This is a genomic window from Paraburkholderia sp. BR14312 (assembly GCF_040948675.1).
Classification (GTDB): Bacteria; Pseudomonadota; Gammaproteobacteria; order Burkholderiales; family Burkholderiaceae; genus Paraburkholderia; species Paraburkholderia nodosa_A.
In genome coordinates, this window is the sequence record NZ_JBFPKI010000004.1 from 162,088 (window position 1) to 179,442 (window position 17,355).

The window sequence follows — 17,355 nt, forward strand, 5'->3', positions numbered from 1 at the left end:
GCGTGAACATCAGTGATGCCAGTGCCTGCCGCCGCCCCAATAGCCGAAGCCGAAAGAGACGGCGGGCGCGCCCCAGCCCCAGCCGTACGCAGGGTAAGGGTAGTAGGCGGGATAGGTCGCGGGGTAGACCGCTGGATATGCTGGATAGGCCGGCCACGCAGGCACGGCGATCGCAACCGGCGGCGAGGGATAGAGCGGTCCCGGATACTGCGCGTCGGGCACGGCGGCAGGCGCGGGGTTCGGCGCCGTTTGCACGACCGCGGTTTCCTGCTGTGTGGCGGCGACGGGCACGGTGCCGTAGTAGTAGGGCGGGTAGCCGTAGGGGGCGTAGTAGTAGCAGCCGGAAAGCGCGGGGAGCGCGCTCGCGGCGGCGATCACAAGCACAGACGGACGTTTCATGGCGGGCTCCGCGAGTGGCGAACGGCCGCGCAGGATGATCGCCATCAGGCTCGGGCCGTCTGATTCGTTCGAGCTTACGCCGTGCGAACACGCTTTGCGCGATGCGTCGTTAACCGAATATTTCGCGCAGTCCTGCGGCCGCGACGCCAGCGACCCAAGCAAACGCGGCGCAGCCCGTGAGGGTCTGCGCCGCGCATCCTTCCCTGATGCACGCCGTGGATGGCGTGTTGCCTGTCGTGTCGTTTCTGTTCTGTGCCGTCGCTTCGATCGTGCAGCCCGTCGTGCAGCCGCATCGTCGATCCGTACTGGCGCTAACGCTTACTTGCCCACCTGATTGCCGATCACGCCACCCACCGCTGCGCCGCCCACGGTGGAGAGCGCATTGCCGCCGATCGCCGCGCCGGCCACGCCACCCACGCCCGCGCCGATCACCGTATCGCGGTCGCGTCTCGACATGTTGTCGCAAGCGCCAAGACTGCCCAGCACGGCGATCAGTGTCGTCACCGTGAATAGCGTGCGTGCACGTTTGAGCGTATTCATTTTTCGACTCCCTACGCATGATGCGTTCGAGTGTGCGGTGCGGCGTGCGCTGGCACGCACACTGCGCCTTCGACACCCTCATGCTAGCCACGCGACCCGTATCAGGGTGTGTGCGCTTGTCAGAGAGTTGTGGGAATCGTTAGTAAATGTTTCGGCGGGCGGCGAGCGCCCGCCGGGGCGTAGTGAGCCCTGAGTCAGCCCGAAGTCAGCGCTTACTGGCGCTGATAGATTTCGGCGCCTTGCTTGATGAACTCGACCGCCTTCACTTCCATACCCTTCTTGAGGGCCTCGTCGTCGCTCACGCCTTGCCTGGCCGCGAAGTCGCGCACGTCCTGGGTGATCTTCATCGAGCAGAAGTGCGGACCGCACATCGAGCAGAAGTGCGCGACCTTGGCCGAGTCCTTCGGCAGCGTTTCGTCGTGGAACTCGCGCGCCTTGTCCGGATCGAGGCCGAGGTTGAACTGGTCTTCCCAGCGGAACTCGAAGCGGGCCTTCGACAATGCGTTGTCGCGCACCTGCGCGCCCGGGTGACCCTTCGCGAGATCGGCCGCATGCGCCGCGAGCTTGTACGTGATGATGCCTTCCTTCACGTCGTCCTTGTTGGGCAGGCCCAGGTGTTCCTTCGGCGTGACATAGCAGAGCATGGCCGTGCCGAACCAGCCAATCATCGCAGCGCCGATGCCCGAGGTGATATGGTCATAGCCCGGCGCGATGTCGGTGGTGAGCGGCCCGAGCGTGTAGAAGGGCGCTTCCTTGCACCAGTCGAGCTGGAGATCCATGTTCTCCTTGATGAGCTGCATCGGCACGTGGCCCGGGCCTTCGATCATCACCTGCACGTCGTGCTTCCACGCGATCTGCGTGAGCTCGCCAAGCGTCTTCAGTTCGCCGAGCTGCGCTTCGTCATTGGCGTCGTAGATCGAGCCGGGACGCAGGCCGTCGCCGAGCGAGAAGCTCACGTCGTATGCCTTCATGATTTCGCAGATCTCTTCGAAATGCTCATAAATGAAGGACTCCTTGTGATGCGCGAGACACCACTTGGCCATGATCGAGCCGCCGCGCGAGACGATGCCCGTCATGCGGTTCGCGGTGAGCGGCACGTATTGCAGGCGCACGCCCGCGTGAATCGTGAAGTAGTCCACGCCCTGCTCGGCCTGCTCGATGAGCGTGTCGCGGAACATTTCCCACGTGAGGTCTTCGGCTTTGCCGTTGACCTTTTCGAGCGCCTGGTAGATCGGCACCGTGCCGATCGGCACCGGCGAGTTGCGGATGATCCACTCGCGCGTTTCGTGAATGTGCTTGCCGGTCGAGAGGTCCATGACCGTGTCGCCGCCCCAGCGGATCGCCCACGTCATCTTGTCGACTTCTTCGCCGATCGACGAAGTGACCGCCGAATTGCCGATGTTCGCGTTGATCTTCACGAGGAAGTTGCGGCCGATGATCATCGGCTCGCTTTCCGGGTGGTTGATGTTCGCCGGAATGATCGCGCGGCCGCGCGCGATTTCGTCGCGCACGAACTCGGGCGTGATTGCCTTGAGCGCGTTCTCGCCGAAAGCGGCTGCGCCGAACGCCTGGCCCGGATGCTGGCGGCCCATCATCGCCGCGAGCTTCGCGCCGTTCGGGCCACTCGCCTTGAGGCTTTCCAGATACTCGGCGCGGCGCTGGTTCTCACGAATCGCGATGTATTCCATCTCCGGCGTGATGATGCCCTGGCGCGCGTAGTGCATCTGCGTGACGTTCTTGCCGGCCTTCGCGCGGCGCGGCGTGCGGTGCAGGCCGGGGAAGCGCAGTTCGGCCGTCGCTGGGTCGGCGGCGCGCTCGCGGCCGTATTCGGAGGAGAGGCCCGGCAGCGCTTCGGTGTCGCCGCGCTTTTCGATCCAGCCCTGACGCAGCGCAGGCAGGCCCTCACGAATGTCGATCTTCGCTTCAGGGTCGGTGTACGGACCCGAGGTGTCGTAGACGTAGATCGGCGGATTCTTCTCGCCGCCGAAGCCCGTGGGCGTATCCGCCTGCGTGATCTCGCGCATCGGCACGCGGATATCGGGCTGCGAACCGGTCACGTAGATCTTGCGGGAATTGGGCAGCGGCGCGATCGCGGCTTCGTCGACGTGCGCGTTGGCGGAAATGAACTTCGGATTCGCGTTCATGCGTCTCTCTCTCCATGCAAAGCAAAGTGGGAACAGCGGCTTAGCAGGAGACGAGACGGAACGTGGACGGACTTCGCTGTGATGAGGTGAGGCGCTGAGCGATGTTGCGAAGTCCGGACGCTTCCCTGCGCTGGCATTATCCAGATCAGGTTCAAAGGGTATTTCTCACCCGCGAAATACGCTGCACGACTTTCGTTCGATGCGGCGCATGACGCAGGACCCCCGCGTAAGCAAGGCCAAACGATACACCGCGCTGCGACGATCTGGCAAGTGCCATCTCGCGCGCGATGTGCCAGGCGCGGGGTGTCGCGATGTGTAGTATGGGCCGAGCTTACAGCGTGAAATCCTTCGAAGCTTCCGGCTGAAACAGGATGCGCTCGATCTTCAGGGTTTCGACCGCGCCGCCCGGCGTCGTGAAGCGCACGGCGTTGCCGCGTTTCGCGCCGAGGAGCGCGAGACCCGCGGGTGAGAACACGTTCAGGCGCCCGGCGTCGACGTTCGCCTCATGCGGATAGACGACGGTGTACGTGAGGGATGCGCCGTTACGCTCGTCCACGAGCGTGACCTGCGAGTTCATCGTCACGACGTTGGCGGCCATGTCGCGCGATTCCACGATCACGGCGTGTTCGAGGAGTTCGTCGAGCATGGCCTGGCGCGCGGGTGCGGCGCCGGGTTCGGCGGCGCATTTTTCGAGGCGGGCGACATCGAGTTCGGTGAAGTAACGGATTTTCTTCGACATGGCAGTCTTCCTTGCGATCCAGAAAAGATTCGAGGTAACGGCGAGGGCTGGGAGCGAATTCGCGCAATCGGGCGCGGGCCGCAGCGGGGCGTAACGGCGGTGTAACGGATCGGCCCGGAGCCCGACCGACCGGCTCCGATGGGTTGGGGAGGCGGTTCAGTGCGGACGCCGGGCGGCGTAAAGCGGAGCGGAGAGAGTAGCTAGGGCGCGCGCTCGGGTGTCGAGAGGCCACGGCGCGGTTCGCTCGCGCTCGGCGCGTACGCGTGCCGACGCGCCGCGCAAATGACGCGGCGGCAAGGCGAATACGGGACGCGAAACGAGCGAAAGCATGGCGAGCGGCGTGTATGAAATCCGGTTGGTGAAAGTTAAGCGAAAGGTTTTGTCATGCTAGCACGGTCTTCCCAGCGCGGCGCAACGCGGCCGTTACACGGCAATTTGGTGCGCGATCCACGGTCCTCGCTTGCGCCGCTCACACTGTGACGCGCACGCAACGAATCGCTGCGCATAAAGCATCCTGAAAGCATCCGCAACACCCGGCGTTGTTGCATAATGCGCTTCGCCCGTCCCGGGTGTCCTTCGTACTCCGTCTTTTTTCGCGTTTTTGCGCATCTGCACCATGCCGTCGAGCTTCACACGTCCCGCCACCTTGCTGCCGGGGCGCCCGCGGTCCTGCCTTTCACCTGCCGCGGTGAATTGACGATGCCTCCCCGTTTGCCTTTCCACGTGAACACTCAATCTTTATTCGCCGGGGCCCAGCAGGTCGCAGCTGCGCTATGGCGTTTCGCGCGTGCCGTACGGCTGCCGCAATCGCGCACCGGGCGCGTTGCGCTCTCGCTCGCCGTCGTCTACTTCGTTTGGGGCTCGACGTATCTCGGCGTGAAAGTCGCGCTCGATTCTTTCCCGCCGCTCCTGCTTTCCGGCTTGCGCAATCTGCTCGCCGGGATCGGCCTGTTCGTCTTCGCCATGCGCCGGCGGCCCGTCATGCCAACGCTGCTCGAAGTGCGCAACGCGGGCGTGGTGGGCACGCTGCTCGTGGGCCTGTCGAGCGGCATGCTCGCCTACGGCATGCGTACCGTGGGCACCGGCAAGGCGGCCGTGATGGTCGCCACGGTGCCGCTCTTTGCGACCGTGATCTCGGCGGTCACCGGGCGGCGCGTGGCAAAGGCCGAATGGGCCGCGGTCGCGCTCGGCCTCGTCGGCATCGCCATCCTGAGCCACGGCGGCGCCGCGGCCGGCTCGGCGGGCGGCAGCCTCGCGATTCTGTGCGGCGCGCTCTTCTGGGCAATCGGCGCGCATCTGGCAGGCAAGCTCACGTTGCCGACCGATCTCTTCGTCGCGACGGCGCTGCAGATCGGCCTGGGCGGCGCCATTTCGACGACGGTCGCGTGGATCAGCGGCGAACGCATGGGCGAGCTGCATTTCCTGCCGCTCGTGGCGTTTCTCTACCTGCTTTTCATCGGCACGATGGCGGCCTACGTCGCTTATGGCTACCTGATCCGCCATACCAGCCCGCTCGTCGCGAGCAGTTGCATGTACGTGAATCCCGTTGTTGCCGTCGCACTCGGCGCGCTGCTGCTCGGCGAGCCGGTCACGAGCGCAACCGTTGTCGCGACCGTGCTGATTCTCGGCAGCGTGGGTCTGTCGTTCCTGTTCGACGACCGCCGCCGCACTGCCTGAGTTCATCCTGCCTTCGCGACGCGCCTCGCGTCGTCGCGCCGCGTTGCGTGCGCGGTCGCTGCGCATGCGAGGCGCACAGCGGCCGCGACTTCGTCGTTCACCGGTGATCGATGCCGGTAGCGTACGTACGAGCTACGCGCACGCGTTAGCCGTCATTCCGGCGCCTTTACCGTTTGCCGGACACTATTTTGCCTTTTCCGCCGAATTCGTGAGGGCGTGGCCGCCTGCGGAAACGTCCTCGCCGGCACCCGCCATCGTGTTGCAGGCCGAGAGCGCTGCCAGCGATGCGGTAACGAGAAAGAGGGCAATCAGGCGTTTCATGAGGAAGTCCTCCACGGTGTCAAAGGAGATCACTCTCCAGCATGTCTCGTGCCCGGTCATTTGTGCCGCCATGCGTCTGCGTGTGCGCAGGCGTCGGGTCCGCGGCTTGCGCTAGCGCTGACGCAGGCGCGACATAGCGCAGCACATCCGCCCACAAGGAGGACTACGCCATGCTTCACTACGCCATCGTGTTTTTCATCATCGCGATCATCGCCGCCGTGTTCGGCTTCACGGGAATCGCTGCGGGCGCGGCCGAAATCGCCAAGATCCTGTTCTATATCTTCCTCGTGGTCTTCGTCGTCACGTTGCTGCTAGGCGTGATGCACCGATGACGCGCGCATGCGAAACCCAATCCCACTCATGCATGTCATGTTCGAAGGAGAGTCAGATGTCGAAGACACACGCTTCGTTTGAGTTCGATCTCAAGCGCGTACGCGATGAGGCGCGCCGCAATCTCGACCAGGGGCCGGTCACGTCGGACTACCCCGCGAATCGCGAGACCGTGCTCAAGTTGCTCAACGATTCGCTCGCCACAGAGCTCGTGTGCGTGCTGCGCTACAAGCGGCACCATTTCATGGCGAAGGGCATCGAGTCCGAGTCGGTGGCGGCCGAGTTTCTCCAGCACGCGACCGAGGAGCAGCAGCACGCCGATATGCTCGCGGCCCGGATCGTGCAGCTAGGCGGCGAGCCAGACTTCTCGCCGGCAACGCTGCTCGAGCGCTCGCACTCGGAATACAAGGAAGGGGTCGACCTGAAGGACATGATCCGCGAGAATCTGATCGCGGAGCGCATCGCCATCGAGAGCTATCGCGCGATCATCAATTATCTCGGTCATGACGACACCACGACGCGACGCATCTTCGAGGAAATCCTCGCGACGGAGGAAGAGCACGCCGACGATATGACCGATTTGCTGTATGCGAGCAAATAACGCCTGACGCTAGCCCTCAGGAAGAAGTCTGCGCGCCCGCGCCCATGCGCGGGCGCGTTGCATGGTGAATCCAGCCGGCGAGCGCCGTGAATGCGATGCCCGCCGCGCACACGCCGATCCAGCCGAATGCGTGCCACGCGGTTACGCCCACGGCGGAACCGGTCGCGCCGCCAATGAAGTAGCAGACCATGAACACCGTATTCACGCGGCTGCGCGCCTCGGGGCGCAGCGCGTAGATGCGCGACTGATTCGAGATCTGCGCGGCCTGCACGCCCACGTCGAGCACGATCACGCCGATTACGAGGCCAATCAGGCTCGTGCCGGAGAATGCGAAGATCACGAACGCGAGCGCCATCAGCGCGATCGACATCGTGATGACCGCGCGCGGCCCGCGCTTGTCGGCGGAGCGGCCCGCCATCGGCGCGGCCAGCGCGCCCGCCGCACCGACGATGCCGAACAGGCCCGCCGCCTGCGGCCCGAGATGGAACGGCTCGCCCGCGAGCAGCAGCGTGAGCACGGGCCAGAAGAGGCTGAACGCCGCGAAGAGGCAGGCGCCGGTCGCCGATGCTTCACGCAGTCCGGGCAGCTCCAGCACGAGATGCCACATCGAGCCGAGCAGCTTGCCGTAGCCGAGCGTCGAGGTCGGCTGGCTCTTCGGCAACTTTTTCACGATGACGAGCGCGAGCACGAGCAGCGCGACGATCGACGCGCCGAATACCGCGCGCCAGCCGAAGTACTGACCGACGAAACCGGCCGCCGTACGCGCGAGCAGGATGCCGAGCAAGAGGCCGCTCATCACCGTGCCCACCGCGTGGCCGCGCGCCTCGGGCGGCGCGAGTTCCGCGGAAAACGGCACGGCCTGCTGCGCGATGGTGGAGAGGATGCCGATCGCGAGGCTCGCGCCGACCAGCACGGCAAGCGAGGGCGCCGTGGCCGCGACGAGCAGCGCGACGCACAGGCCGGCGGTTTGCAGCAGGATGATGCGGCGGCGGTCGTAGCGGTCGCCGAGCGGCGCGAGCAGCAGCATGCCCGCTGCGTAGCCGAGCTGGGTGCCGGCCGGCACGGCGCCGATCCACGCGGCGCCGGCCGGGAAGCTCTGGCGGAAATCGTCGAGCAGCGGCTGGTTGAAGTAGATGTTCGCGACCGTGACGCCCGCGATGGTCGCGAGCAGGAGCAGCAGGCCGCGCAGCGACTGGCTTGCGCCAGCGGTTGCGGAATCAGGTGTGGACATGTGCGATGCGGGCGGCGCCCGGTGATGCGAAAGGCAGGCTTCGAGCGTGCCGATCATACCGGAGCGCGCACAATCGCGCTGGCGGCCCGGGAGCGCGCCGCCTGTCGCGCTTTCAGGCAATCAGCTCGCCCGTGGGCTCGTAGAACGGATACGGTCCGTCGAATGGATCGACGTAGCCATGATGCGTGACGATCCCGCCCCGCGGATCGTAGCGATGCAGCGCGAAGGCGGGCGGCTCCAGCGTGAACGTGGAGGGCGCATCGGGTGCGAGGTCGAGTGTGACCTGGTGGGCCGGCGCCGGCACGGCCGCAGCGATCGTGCCGCCGAAGCGCACGAACATGGGCCGGTGCACGTGGCCGCACAGCACGCGCTCGACGTTGGGATGGTGCGCCACGAGCGCTTCGAGCGCCTGCGCGGCACTGTCGTCGAGCCGAATCGCATCCATGTGGCCGATGCCGCAGTCGAACGGCGGGTGATGGAGTGCGACGATCACGGGCTTGCCGCGCGCCGCATCGAGCTGCTGCGCGAGCCACGCGAGGCGCGTCGCGCAGAGTGTGCCCGCGCTTTGCCCCGGCTGCATGGAGTCGAGCGCGATCACGCGCAGCGCGCCGAGGTCAACGGCGTACTGGATGAACTCGCCGCCTTCGCGCAGTTCGGGCCGATCGGCGAATACTTCGCGCAGCGGCTCGCGCGCGTCGTGGTTGCCGATCAGGAGCCAGTACGGAATCTCGAGCGTGTCGAGCAGCGATTTGAGGTGCCGGTATTCCTCGACCGAGCCCTGGTCGACGAGGTCGCCGGTCATGAGCACCGCGTCGGGGCGCGGCGTGAGCGCGTTCAACCGCGCGATGGTGCGTGCGAGGCTCGCGGCCGTATCGACGCGGCGATAGGCGAGCGCGCCCGGTGGCTTGATGTGCAGGTCGCTGATCTGGGCGAGCAGCATGGTAGTCCTCATTGAGTAAGAATTACGCGAGCGCGATGAGCGCTTCAGGGGCAATCGAAATGCCGACCGGCGTGCCGCGCGCCAGCTCGACGCGGCCCGCCACGTCGACGAGCAGGGCATCGGGCGCCGCGCCGCCGATCGTGAGCCGCGTGCGCTCGCCGAGAAAGGTCGCCTGCTCGATCACGCCGCGTAGCTGCGCGCCGACAGGCTCGGCGAGCGTGGCGTCTTCGGGGCGGAAATACAGCTCGGCGGCACCGCTGGTCTGGTACGGGCCGGCCGGCACGGCGCCGCCGCTCGTGCGCAGCATGCCACCTTGCCATTCTCCGGCGATCCGGTTGAGCGTGCCGACGAACTGCGCGACCGCACGGCTCGCAGGCCGGAAATAGATCTCGCGCGGCGTGCCGATCTGCTCGATGCGGCCTGCGCTCATCACGACGATGCGGTCGCCCAGCTCCATCGCCTCGGCTTGATCGTGCGTGACGTAGACCGTCGTCACGCCCAGCTCGCGCAACAGCGCGTTCATCTCGCTGCGCAAGGTGTCGCGCAGGCGCGCATCGAGCGCGGTGAGCGGCTCGTCCAGCAGCAGTACACGCGGGCGTGGTGCGAGCGCGCGTGCGAGCGCCACGCGCTGGCGCTGGCCGCCCGAAAGCTGGTTGATGGGCTTGGTCGCGTGCGCTTCGAGACGCATCATCGCGAGCAATTCGTCCACGCGTGCGCGCGCGTCGGCGGCGGGAACGCGCTGGATTTTTAGGCCATAGCCGATGTTGCCGCGCACGTCGAGGTTCGGAAAGAGGGCGTAGTTCTGGAACACCATACCGACCTTGCGCCGCTCGATCGGCAGCGCGGTCACGTCTTCGTCGCCAAAGGCCACGCGGCCGCCGGCGTCGGGCGTCTCCAGACCCGCGATCATGCGCAGCGTGGTGGTCTTGCCGCAGCCCGAAGGGCCGAGCAGCACGAGCGTTTCGCCGGCGCCGATCGCGAGGTCGAGCGGTTCGAGCACGCGCGTGCCGCGAAACGTCTTCGCGCAGCGCGTGAGCATAATCGGGATCGGTTCGAGTTTCATTCGGAATCCTTGTCGCTATTTTGCTGGCCTGCGAGGCGCTGCTTGCCAGAGGGCTTTCCCGAGGCGCCGGGCACGTCCACGCCGAGCCATTGCATCGCCACGAGCAGCGGCATCGTCATGACGAAGAAGAGGATCGTGTAGGCGCTGCCCACTTCGATGCGCAGCGACGCGTAAGTGTCCGCGAGGCCGACTGGCAGCGTTTTGGTGTCGGGCGTGTGCAACATCCAGGTGAGATTGAATTCGCCGATCGAAAGCGTGAGCACCGCGAGCGCGCCCGCCACGATGCCGGGCCGTGCATTGGGCAGCACGATGGTCGTGAAGCGCTGCCAGAAGCTCGCACCGAGGCTCGCCGCGCCTTCTTCGAGCGTGCGCAGGTCCGCCGACGCGCACACGGCTGCCACGGGCCGCACCATGAACGGCAGCGTGAACACCACGTGGCCGACCACGATGAATGCCGCGCTCATGCGAAAGGTGCTGAAGCCGCCGTACACCACGAGCAGGGCGAGCGCCGAAGCGAGGCCGGGCAGGGCAACGGGCAGCACGAGCAATTCCTCGATCAGGCGCGAGAGGCGCGTGCGGCTGCGCGCGAGCGCATAGCCCGCGGGCACGCCGGTCACGAGCGTGATGACGAGCGTGGCGGCCGCCACTTCGAGCGAGAGAAAGACGCTCGCGTGATACTGCGCCCAGACCTGGTCGAGCCAGCGCAGCGTAAGGCCGCTCGCGACGCCGCGAAAATAGTTGACGGTAAGCCCCGCGACGATCGACATCACCACGGGCACGATGAGAAATGCGCAGGTGGCGAGCGTGACGAGCCATTGCGCGCACGCAATCCATGCGCGCACCGAGGGCCGGGCGAAGCGCCGCCGCGCGGCGGGCGGCTGGCCGGGCGCTTCGTGCATGTCTTGCGCAGCCGTTGCGGCGGGATTGACGACCGAATTCATTCTGGAGTCCTCGAAAACCACAGCGTGCTCATGCCGTGGCCGCGACGGCCGCGCCCGTCACGCTGCGCGCGAGCGTGAGCACCGCCCACGTCACGAGACCGAGCACGATCGAGAGGCCGGCTGCGGTGACCATGTTCGCGTTGAGCGTGAACTCGGTATAGATCGTCATCGGCAGGACGTCGATGTCGGTGGCGAGCGTGAAGGCCGTGCCGAACGCGCCCATCGCGGTCGCGAAGCAGATCGCTCCTGCGGCGACGAGGCCGGGCGCGAGCGCGGGCAGGATCACATCGCACAACACGCGCCACGACGACGCGCCAAGCGATCGCGCGGCCTCTTCGAGCGAGCCGTCGAGCTGGCTTGCGCAGGCCATCACGGTCACGATCACCCGCGGAATCGAAAAGTACAGATAGCCCGCGAAGAGTCCCGCCATCGAGTACGCGAACACCCAGCGCTCGCCGGTGAGCCGCAGCGAGAGCGCGCCGATGAGCCCCTGGCGGCCGGCGAGCATGATCACCATGAAGCCGACCACCACGCCAGGAAAGGCCAGCGGAAACGTGAGCAGCGCGACGAGCGCGCGGCGCCCGGCGAATGTGCGCCGTGCGAGCAGAAGGCCGCAGATCGTCGAGATCACGAGCGTTGCCGCGGTCACGGCGGCCGAGAGCGCAATGGTCGCGCCAAGGCTCCTCATGTAACGGCCATTCGTCAGGAGTGCGCGATAAGTCTCGAAGAAGTGTCCGTCGGCGCTCACCTGCACGAGTGCGATCATCGGCAGCAGCCAGAAGGCGAGGAACACCGCGAGCGCGGGCGCGATGAGCGCCACACGCCAGCGCAGCGGAAAAGTGAGGTCATGCATGGAAGTGATCGGCCGGGGTATCAGTGCATGATCTGCAGATAGCGCTCGCCGAACGCCTGCTGCTGCGCCGCCATCTTCGCGAAGTCCACGGGTTTTGCGCGTGCATAATCGCTCGCGGACAGGAACTTCGAAGCCGCTTCCGGCGAGAGCGCGCTTGCGCGCACCGGGCGCAGGTAGGCATTGGCCCAGAGCTTCTGGCCTTCGTCGGACAGCACGAAGTCGAGCACCTTCTTGCCGTTCGCTTCGTGCGGGCCGTTCTTCACGAGGCTCATCACGTAGGGCACCGAAATCGTGCCTTCCTTGGGGATCACGAACTCGACGTTTGCGTGGTCCTTGTACCTGGCGCGGTAGGCGTCGAAGTCGTAGTCGAGCAGGATCGGAATCTCACCCGACAGCACGCGCGCGTAGGCGGTCTGCTTCGGCACGATCGGCTGGTTGGCCTTGAGCTTGCCGAACCATTCGAAAGCGGGCTGGAAGTTGTCGAGCGTGCCGCCCAACGCGAGATTCACGGCTACCGCGCCCGCATAACCCACGAAGGCGCTCGACGGATCGAGGTACCCGACCATGCCCTTGTACTCGGGCTTGAGGAGATCGGCCCACGAACGCGGCACCGGCTTGCCTTCGAGCGCGTCCTTGTTGACGAAGAAGCCGAGCGTGCCCGAGTGGATGGCGAACCAGTAGCCTTGCGGGTCCTTCAGGTCGGCGGGAATGTCGTTCCAGTGCGCGGGCTTGTACGGCGTGATCACGCCCTTGTCCTTCGCCTGGAATGCCGATGACACGCCGAGATAAACGACATCGGCGACCGGGCTCTTCTGCTCGGCCATCAGTTGTGCGATGGATTGGCCGGAGTTCTTGTTGTCGAACGGCACGCGAATCCCGGTCTCTTTCTGGATAGCCTGAATCTGGCTCGCCCAGTCGGCCCATTCGGGCGGACAGTTGTAGCAGATGGCGGTCTGATCGGCCTGCGCCGTCAGTGGCGCGGCAAATCCGGCTACGAGGGCGGCGGCGCTCGCGGCGAGCGGCAGCGCGCGGGAGGAGCGGGCGAAGCGGGTCAGGCGCCGCACGGGTGCGGCTAGCGTGCGCAGGACGGCGCGCACGGGCACAAGCGAAAGCGGGCCGGCAAAGGCGAGTCGGCTGGTCAAGGCAGGTCTCCAGGTCGGTTGCGAGAGCGTTCTGGTGGATGAGGGCCGCGTGCGTGCACGGCCCCGGATTGTTCGGCTGGTTCGGTTTGTTCCTCAGACGCGCCACTGACTCACGAGAGCGCGCCGCCGAGTTCGAGGCCGCGATCGATCGCGCTCCCACGCGCGCCGAGCGGCGCGTGCGCAATCGCCGCGATGGTGCCGCCGGTGCGCAAGGTGTGCGGCAGCGTATTGGCGAGTGGCCCCGCATACTGGCCGCCGATGCGCGCCATCAGGCATTGCCACGCTTCGCAGCCGATGTCGCGGTTCGGCGTGCCGATGCTCGCAAGCGGCGGCGCGAGCAGTTCGCTCATCGCGAGGCCGTCGAAGCCGAGAATCGACATGTCCTGCGGCACGCGCAGGCGGGCGCGGCGCAGTCCGCGCATCACGACCATGGCCAGCAGGTCGTTGCTGCAGAAGAGGGCCGTGGGCCGCGCGGGCCCGCTCGTCAGATGTGCGAGCGCCGAAGGCGCAAGCTCTTGCGCGTTGAAATCGACTTCGAGGGCCGGCGCGGGCGTGAGGCCGGCCTGCTGCATTGCGAGGGCATAGCCTGCATGGCGCTGGCGCGCGCGGTCGGAGGCGGCGAGCGTGCCGGCCAGCATGAGGATGCGGCGATGGCCGTGCGCGATGAGCATGCGCACGCCGTCGCAGGCGGCCTGGTGGTTGTCCACCGACACGGAAGGGCGCCGTTTCGTGTCGTTGTGCATCAGCACGTAGAGCGGGCCGTCCGCGTCGAGTTCGTCGAGCAGGGGATGGGTGTCGGCGTCGGCGACGGTCAGGATCAGCCCCTCGACACGTTGCGCGCGCAACGTCTCGATCGCATGACGCTCGCGTTCGGCGTCGTACTGCGTGGTCATCAGCATGAGGCGAAAGCCCTGCGCCGCGGCGAGTTCGTCGATGCCCTGCAGGCACTCGGCGAACACCGGATTGGCGAGCGTGGGCAGCACCACGCCGATCAGACGCGTGCGCTCGCCGCGCAACTGGCGGCCGAGCGGGTTCGGGCGGAACTTCAGCGCGTCGATTGCTTCGCGCACCCGCGCGAGCGTGACGGGGTTGACTGTATGAGGCGCATTGATCGCGCGCGACACGGTGGCGATCGAGAATCCGGCGTGTGCGGCGACATCCTTGATGGTTGGCGTCATGCGATCGGCCCCGGCGTCGTATGTAAACGTTTTCGATGGGGCCGATTATGAAAAATGCGTATGACCGGCAGATGACGGATGCGGTCCCCCGTCCCGCCTTTGGGAGGCGCGCCGGGCAATGGTAGAATCGCGTCCGCCCTGCCGGGGTGATGAAATTGGTAAACATAGCGGACTTAAGAAACGATTGAGTGCCCGACCGGAAACGGCCGGTGCAGAACCCCTCAAATTCGGCGAAACCCCTGGGCCTGGAAGCGCGTCGCGCGCGAGGCGCCGAGGCAACGCCGAGCCAAGCCGGCTGCCGCGCAAAGCGGTGGTCAGGAAGGTGTAGAGACTAGACGGGGGGCGCCTAAGGCGAGGCGCGGCGTGAGATTACGCGGCGCTCAGCGACGGTGAAGGCATAGTCCAGCGCACGAACGCGCGCCCATGCATGGCGCGCGGCGTCGAAAGACGTGGTGTGACGAAAATCCGCCGCCTTACGGCTTGCCGGTTCGAGTCCGGTCCCCGGCACCAGATGTTGTTGTTCCAGCGAATGCCGCTGGATTCCCGAAACCCGCGATAGCTTCAGGCTTCGCGGGTTTTTCATTTGCATGGCTAAATCCGTGCGGGCGCACGAAGGGATCTGGCTACACCGAAGAGAAAAAACAGGATAGGGCGGGAAAAGCCCGAGGCAGCCGCGCAGAATGGCGGCGCGAGGATTAGTCGGGCGTGCGCCGCAACCGGGCGCTTGCGCAATCAACGACTACCGATCTTCCCGGTGAGAGGATTGATCAGCCTTGCGAACCCGAACAATGCCGCGATGCCGAAGGGGCAGGCGATAAAGAATGCGGTCAACATGACGCGGCCCTAAACGTAACAAAATGTATCGTCAGTTTAGCGCGGTCATGCGATTTGGGTATCAGGGTGAACGACAACAAACTATTGCGCCATCTCGAGCAATCTGGTCTGCAACAGCGCGCTAACGGGCTGCAACGCCCGTTTGACGCGGATGCGCGAGAAGACTATGCGGTCCCCCTCAGATGCAGTCGAAGATGACTTCTACTGTCTGGGACGTCACGCCGCGCACGCCTTCGCTGTGGATCTCGACCGTGTGCAACTGCTTCTTCCGTTTTTCGCAGTAGTCCTCGGCTTCGCTGAGCCCGACTGCGCGCACGTGGTTCCACGAAACAAGCTCCCAGCGCGCGCGGCTCGTGACGGTGAGATGCCCATCCTGTCTCGAATTGACGGCCGTTACCGATGTGCACGCCGCCAGCATGCTGACTCCAAACAACAGGATGCAACCTTTCATAGATTCTCCGTGGTCCGCGAGCATTCTCGCCGCCAACCCGGGGAATTGGCAACCCGCAGCGGTGCGTCCCGGCGCGCCGGGTTTGCTTGACGCTGTGGAACCGCCCGCGCCTGCGTCAACGAGCGGGAGCGACTGAGCGGTGCCTGCGGAGGTATCGACTTCGGGTGGCGCGGATGCGCGTGAACTTACGGGATCAGCGCAAGTCGACGACTTGTCGCACCTGAGGTCAAGGGCGAAGGTGTCGGGCAGCCAGGTATTGGCTTCGGGTCGGTAATCGGGGCGGCCGCGGACATCGAGGTCCGCAGTGGCGGGCGTGTGACCCTGTCCAGCCGAATGCTGAACGGCGTTCGGCGGGTTGGTCATGAGCGCGCTCCCGCGGTGGGGCCGCGAGCGAGCGTGGTACCACGTGTCGCGCCGTTAAACCGCGCCCACGCCGCGAAACGCGGCTGGGCGCTCGCGGCGCGCAGGGCGCTCAGTCATTGGCGCTCAGTCGTGGGCGATCAGGTCGCCGACTTGACCCTGGCCTGAAACGAGACAGGAAGAGAGGAAGTTTTCGCTCTGGGCGCTCGCACCGTGTTCGCCGAATCCGCGCACGAGGGCTTCGGCCTTGACGAGTGCGGAGCCCTGGGCACAGGTAAGCGAGCCAGCCTCGTGAGCCTGCACACGTGTCATGGCACGATTCGCGAGGAGGAGTGCGAGGACGATGACAACACCAACGTTGAATGCTTGTCTCATGATTCCGTCTCCTTGTGCATTGAGACTATCTCAGCCGTTCGGCGTCCGAATCCAGGAGTTTCCCGGCGATGCACTGCAGCACATGCGGCGCACAAGAACCGTTTTCATGCGGTCTGCCTAATGCTTCGGCATCCTTTGCTTGCACCCCGCACGGCGCGGCGCCTTGAGCTGCGCGGCACGGTAAAAAGGCGCCGGTACGCTGGGTGAAGCGCTGCGGCGCAACAATGCCGCGACGCGTCAGATTCGACGTCTGCTAACAAATGTAGCCCTGCAGTGCGGCGAGCCGGACGTGGCACATCGACACGGTGTGTTTTTGCACAACGACCGCGTTGCCGTGGCGCCGTTCCGGGATGCTCAACGTGGCTTGAAATGCGATGGGGCTTCCTGCAAGATCGACGTCCGATCCCTTTTTACTGTTCGAGGTGAACCCATGCAGTTGATCGGTATGATGGACTCCCCCTACGTGCGTCGCGTCGCGATTTCGCTCCATGTGCTGGGGCTCGAGTTCGAGCACCGCAGCATTTCGGTATTTCGGCAGTACGACGAATTTGCTCGGATCAATCCCGTCGTGAAGGCGCCGACCTTCGTCGACGACGACGGCACCCAGTTGATCGACTCGACGCTGATCCTCGACTATCTGGACCGCAAAGTGCCCGCCGCGCGGCGCCTCATGCCGGAGGAGGCGCAGGAGCGGACCTTCGCGCTGCGCGTGAACGGTTTCGCGCTCGCGGCCATGGAAAAGACGGTGCAGCAGGTCTATGAACGCCAGTTGCGCCCCGCCGAGCGCCAGCACGAGCCGTGGTTCGAGCGCGTGAACGCCCAGATGCACGCGGCCTGGACCGTACTCGACCAACTCGTTGCGGGTCGCGACGGCTGGCTGTGCGCGGGCCGCATCACGCAGGCCGACATCACCGCGGCCGTTGCGTGGCGTTTCAACCAGTACATGCTGCCCGGCTGCGCTGATCCCGCCCGATATCCGGCGATTGCCGCGCTTTCCGCACGTGCCGAGACACTGCCGGAATTCGTCGCCACGCCCCTCGACTGAAGCGCGTCCGCAGGGCCGGGATTCGCCCAAAGCCGCGTGGCGCGGCCGCGCGCGATGCCCGGCGAACACGGCGGACCCCGCCGCCGCAACCCTTGTTTCCACATTCGGGTCGATTGTTTGCGATTCTCGACAAGTGACTTCGCTGGCGGCCCATTTATCCACGCACGCCGCATTCCTAGAATGACAACCAT

Annotated in this window: 19 protein-coding genes and 1 riboswitch; of the genes, 4 read left to right on the forward strand and 15 right to left on the reverse strand. The window is 65.8% G+C overall.

Translation table 11 applies throughout. The features are described from left to right. Nucleotides 1-9 precede the first annotated feature (9 nt). The 4 genes from AB3X98_RS12840 to AB3X98_RS12855 all read right to left on the reverse strand — a co-directional run bounded on the left by AB3X98_RS12840 (nucleotide 10) and on the right by AB3X98_RS12855 (nucleotide 3,822). Nucleotides 10-399 (reverse strand): hypothetical protein, encoded by a 390-nt coding sequence (locus AB3X98_RS12840; RefSeq protein WP_342945926.1) that lies wholly within the window; start codon nucleotides 397-399, stop codon nucleotides 10-12. 318 nt (nucleotides 400-717) lie between these two features. Then, nucleotides 718-939 carry a glycine zipper 2TM domain-containing protein gene (locus AB3X98_RS12845; RefSeq protein ID WP_368606296.1) on the reverse strand — a complete coding sequence of 74 codons (222 nt, stop codon included), beginning with the start codon at nucleotides 937-939 and terminating at the stop codon, nucleotides 718-720. 212 nt (nucleotides 940-1,151) lie between these two features. Further along, nucleotides 1,152-3,083, reverse strand: a complete 1,932-nt coding sequence (thiC, locus tag AB3X98_RS12850) for a phosphomethylpyrimidine synthase ThiC (protein ID WP_069268169.1) — start codon at nucleotides 3,081-3,083, stop codon at nucleotides 1,152-1,154. A gap of 104 nt (nucleotides 3,084-3,187) precedes the next feature. Then, a riboswitch (TPP riboswitch) is annotated at nucleotides 3,188-3,317 on the reverse strand. A gap of 97 nt (nucleotides 3,318-3,414) precedes the next feature. Continuing rightward, nucleotides 3,415-3,822: a GreA/GreB family elongation factor gene (locus tag AB3X98_RS12855; RefSeq protein ID WP_069268168.1), complete on the reverse strand. Its 408-nt coding sequence runs from the start codon at nucleotides 3,820-3,822 to the stop codon at nucleotides 3,415-3,417. A gap of 798 nt (nucleotides 3,823-4,620) precedes the next feature. Between AB3X98_RS12855 and AB3X98_RS12860 the strand changes: the two genes are divergently transcribed. Beyond that, on the forward strand, nucleotides 4,621-5,499 hold the full coding sequence (locus AB3X98_RS12860) for an EamA family transporter (protein ID WP_069268204.1): 879 nt from the start codon (nucleotides 4,621-4,623) through the stop codon (nucleotides 5,497-5,499). Between the two features lie 183 nt (nucleotides 5,500-5,682). Here the strand turns inward: AB3X98_RS12860 and AB3X98_RS12865 are convergent, their stop codons facing one another. Continuing rightward, the gene (locus AB3X98_RS12865; RefSeq protein ID WP_042264962.1) at nucleotides 5,683-5,820 is read right to left on the reverse strand and encodes an entericidin A/B family lipoprotein; all 138 of its coding nucleotides are present in this window, start codon (nucleotides 5,818-5,820) and stop codon (nucleotides 5,683-5,685) included. A gap of 170 nt (nucleotides 5,821-5,990) precedes the next feature. On the opposite strand from AB3X98_RS12865, the gene AB3X98_RS12870 reads away from it, so the two are divergent. Together AB3X98_RS12870 and AB3X98_RS12875 are read left to right on the forward strand one after the other, a co-directional pair. Continuing rightward, nucleotides 5,991-6,152, forward strand: coding sequence for a DUF1328 family protein (locus tag AB3X98_RS12870; RefSeq protein WP_028204224.1), 162 nt, complete (start codon nucleotides 5,991-5,993; stop codon nucleotides 6,150-6,152). 56 nt (nucleotides 6,153-6,208) lie between these two features. Then, nucleotides 6,209-6,751: a bacterioferritin gene (locus AB3X98_RS12875; protein WP_256094991.1), complete on the forward strand. Its 543-nt coding sequence runs from the start codon at nucleotides 6,209-6,211 to the stop codon at nucleotides 6,749-6,751. 16 nt (nucleotides 6,752-6,767) lie between these two features. On the opposite strand, the gene AB3X98_RS12880 is transcribed toward AB3X98_RS12875, so the two are convergent. From AB3X98_RS12880 to AB3X98_RS12925, 10 genes are all read right to left on the reverse strand, one after another. Continuing rightward, nucleotides 6,768-7,982, reverse strand: coding sequence for an MFS transporter (locus AB3X98_RS12880; RefSeq protein ID WP_368606295.1), 1,215 nt, complete (start codon nucleotides 7,980-7,982; stop codon nucleotides 6,768-6,770). Nucleotides 7,983-8,094: 112 nt separating this feature from the next. Beyond that, on the reverse strand, nucleotides 8,095-8,922 hold the full coding sequence (locus AB3X98_RS12885) for a phosphodiesterase (protein ID WP_368606294.1): 828 nt from the start codon (nucleotides 8,920-8,922) through the stop codon (nucleotides 8,095-8,097). A gap of 22 nt (nucleotides 8,923-8,944) precedes the next feature. Further along, a complete protein-coding gene (locus tag AB3X98_RS12890) occupies nucleotides 8,945-9,985 on the reverse strand; it encodes an ABC transporter ATP-binding protein (RefSeq protein ID WP_368606293.1) in 1,041 nt (346 codons plus the stop codon). Further along, nucleotides 9,982-10,884 carry an ABC transporter permease gene (locus AB3X98_RS12895; RefSeq protein ID WP_342946010.1) on the reverse strand — a complete coding sequence of 301 codons (903 nt, stop codon included), beginning with the start codon at nucleotides 10,882-10,884 and terminating at the stop codon, nucleotides 9,982-9,984. The genes AB3X98_RS12890 and AB3X98_RS12895 overlap by 4 nt, the downstream gene beginning before the upstream one ends. Before the next feature lie 70 nt (nucleotides 10,885-10,954). Continuing rightward, nucleotides 10,955-11,779 (reverse strand): ABC transporter permease, encoded by an 825-nt coding sequence (locus AB3X98_RS12900; RefSeq protein ID WP_069268164.1) that lies wholly within the window; start codon nucleotides 11,777-11,779, stop codon nucleotides 10,955-10,957. Nucleotides 11,780-11,799: 20 nt separating this feature from the next. After that, nucleotides 11,800-12,843 carry an ABC transporter substrate-binding protein gene (locus tag AB3X98_RS12905; RefSeq protein ID WP_069268201.1) on the reverse strand — a complete coding sequence of 348 codons (1,044 nt, stop codon included), beginning with the start codon at nucleotides 12,841-12,843 and terminating at the stop codon, nucleotides 11,800-11,802. 188 nt (nucleotides 12,844-13,031) lie between these two features. Continuing rightward, nucleotides 13,032-14,099, reverse strand: a complete 1,068-nt coding sequence (locus tag AB3X98_RS12910; protein ID WP_368606292.1) for a LacI family DNA-binding transcriptional regulator — start codon at nucleotides 14,097-14,099, stop codon at nucleotides 13,032-13,034. Nucleotides 14,100-14,445: 346 nt separating this feature from the next. Next, nucleotides 14,446-14,688, reverse strand: a complete 243-nt coding sequence (locus tag AB3X98_RS12915; protein ID WP_342945919.1) for a hypothetical protein — start codon at nucleotides 14,686-14,688, stop codon at nucleotides 14,446-14,448. A gap of 423 nt (nucleotides 14,689-15,111) precedes the next feature. Continuing rightward, on the reverse strand, nucleotides 15,112-15,384 hold the full coding sequence (locus AB3X98_RS12920; protein WP_368610258.1) for a hypothetical protein: 273 nt from the start codon (nucleotides 15,382-15,384) through the stop codon (nucleotides 15,112-15,114). A 486-nt stretch (nucleotides 15,385-15,870) separates the two neighbouring features. Further along, complete coding sequence (locus AB3X98_RS12925) at nucleotides 15,871-16,119, reverse strand: hypothetical protein (protein WP_069268161.1); 249 nt, start codon at nucleotides 16,117-16,119, stop codon at nucleotides 15,871-15,873. A 430-nt stretch (nucleotides 16,120-16,549) separates the two neighbouring features. Between AB3X98_RS12925 and AB3X98_RS12930 the strand changes: the two genes are divergently transcribed. Then, the gene (locus tag AB3X98_RS12930) at nucleotides 16,550-17,164 is read left to right on the forward strand and encodes a glutathione S-transferase family protein (protein WP_069268160.1); all 615 of its coding nucleotides are present in this window, start codon (nucleotides 16,550-16,552) and stop codon (nucleotides 17,162-17,164) included. The last annotated feature ends 191 nt before the right edge of the window (nucleotides 17,165-17,355 follow it).

Excerpts from the sequence above, each read along its gene's own strand:
- AB3X98_RS12840 (WP_342945926.1), bottom strand. The coding sequence starts at position 399 with ATGAAACGTCCGTCTGTGCTTGTGATCGCCGCCGCGAGCGCGCTCCCC.
- AB3X98_RS12845 (WP_368606296.1), bottom strand. The coding sequence starts at position 939 with ATGAATACGCTCAAACGTGCACGCACGCTATTCACGGTGACGACACTG.
- thiC (WP_069268169.1), bottom strand. The coding sequence starts at position 3,083 with ATGAACGCGAATCCGAAGTTCATTTCCGCCAACGCGCACGTCGACGAA.
- AB3X98_RS12855 (WP_069268168.1), bottom strand. The coding sequence starts at position 3,822 with ATGTCGAAGAAAATCCGTTACTTCACCGAACTCGATGTCGCCCGCCTC.
- AB3X98_RS12865 (WP_042264962.1), bottom strand. The coding sequence starts at position 5,820 with ATGAAACGCCTGATTGCCCTCTTTCTCGTTACCGCATCGCTGGCAGCG.
- AB3X98_RS12870 (WP_028204224.1), top strand. The coding sequence starts at position 5,991 with ATGCTTCACTACGCCATCGTGTTTTTCATCATCGCGATCATCGCCGCC.
- AB3X98_RS12875 (WP_256094991.1), top strand. The coding sequence starts at position 6,209 with ATGTCGAAGACACACGCTTCGTTTGAGTTCGATCTCAAGCGCGTACGC.
- AB3X98_RS12880 (WP_368606295.1), bottom strand. The coding sequence starts at position 7,982 with ATGTCCACACCTGATTCCGCAACCGCTGGCGCAAGCCAGTCGCTGCGC.
- AB3X98_RS12885 (WP_368606294.1), bottom strand. The coding sequence starts at position 8,922 with ATGCTGCTCGCCCAGATCAGCGACCTGCACATCAAGCCACCGGGCGCG.
- AB3X98_RS12890 (WP_368606293.1), bottom strand. The coding sequence starts at position 9,985 with ATGAAACTCGAACCGATCCCGATTATGCTCACGCGCTGCGCGAAGACG.
- AB3X98_RS12895 (WP_342946010.1), bottom strand. The coding sequence starts at position 10,884 with ATGCACGAAGCGCCCGGCCAGCCGCCCGCCGCGCGGCGGCGCTTCGCC.
- AB3X98_RS12900 (WP_069268164.1), bottom strand. The coding sequence starts at position 11,779 with ATGCATGACCTCACTTTTCCGCTGCGCTGGCGTGTGGCGCTCATCGCG.
- AB3X98_RS12910 (WP_368606292.1), bottom strand. The coding sequence starts at position 14,099 with ATGACGCCAACCATCAAGGATGTCGCCGCACACGCCGGATTCTCGATC.
- AB3X98_RS12915 (WP_342945919.1), bottom strand. The coding sequence starts at position 14,688 with ATGCAAATGAAAAACCCGCGAAGCCTGAAGCTATCGCGGGTTTCGGGA.
- AB3X98_RS12920 (WP_368610258.1), bottom strand. The coding sequence starts at position 15,384 with ATGAAAGGTTGCATCCTGTTGTTTGGAGTCAGCATGCTGGCGGCGTGC.
- AB3X98_RS12925 (WP_069268161.1), bottom strand. The coding sequence starts at position 16,119 with ATGAGACAAGCATTCAACGTTGGTGTTGTCATCGTCCTCGCACTCCTC.
- AB3X98_RS12930 (WP_069268160.1), top strand. The coding sequence starts at position 16,550 with ATGCAGTTGATCGGTATGATGGACTCCCCCTACGTGCGTCGCGTCGCG.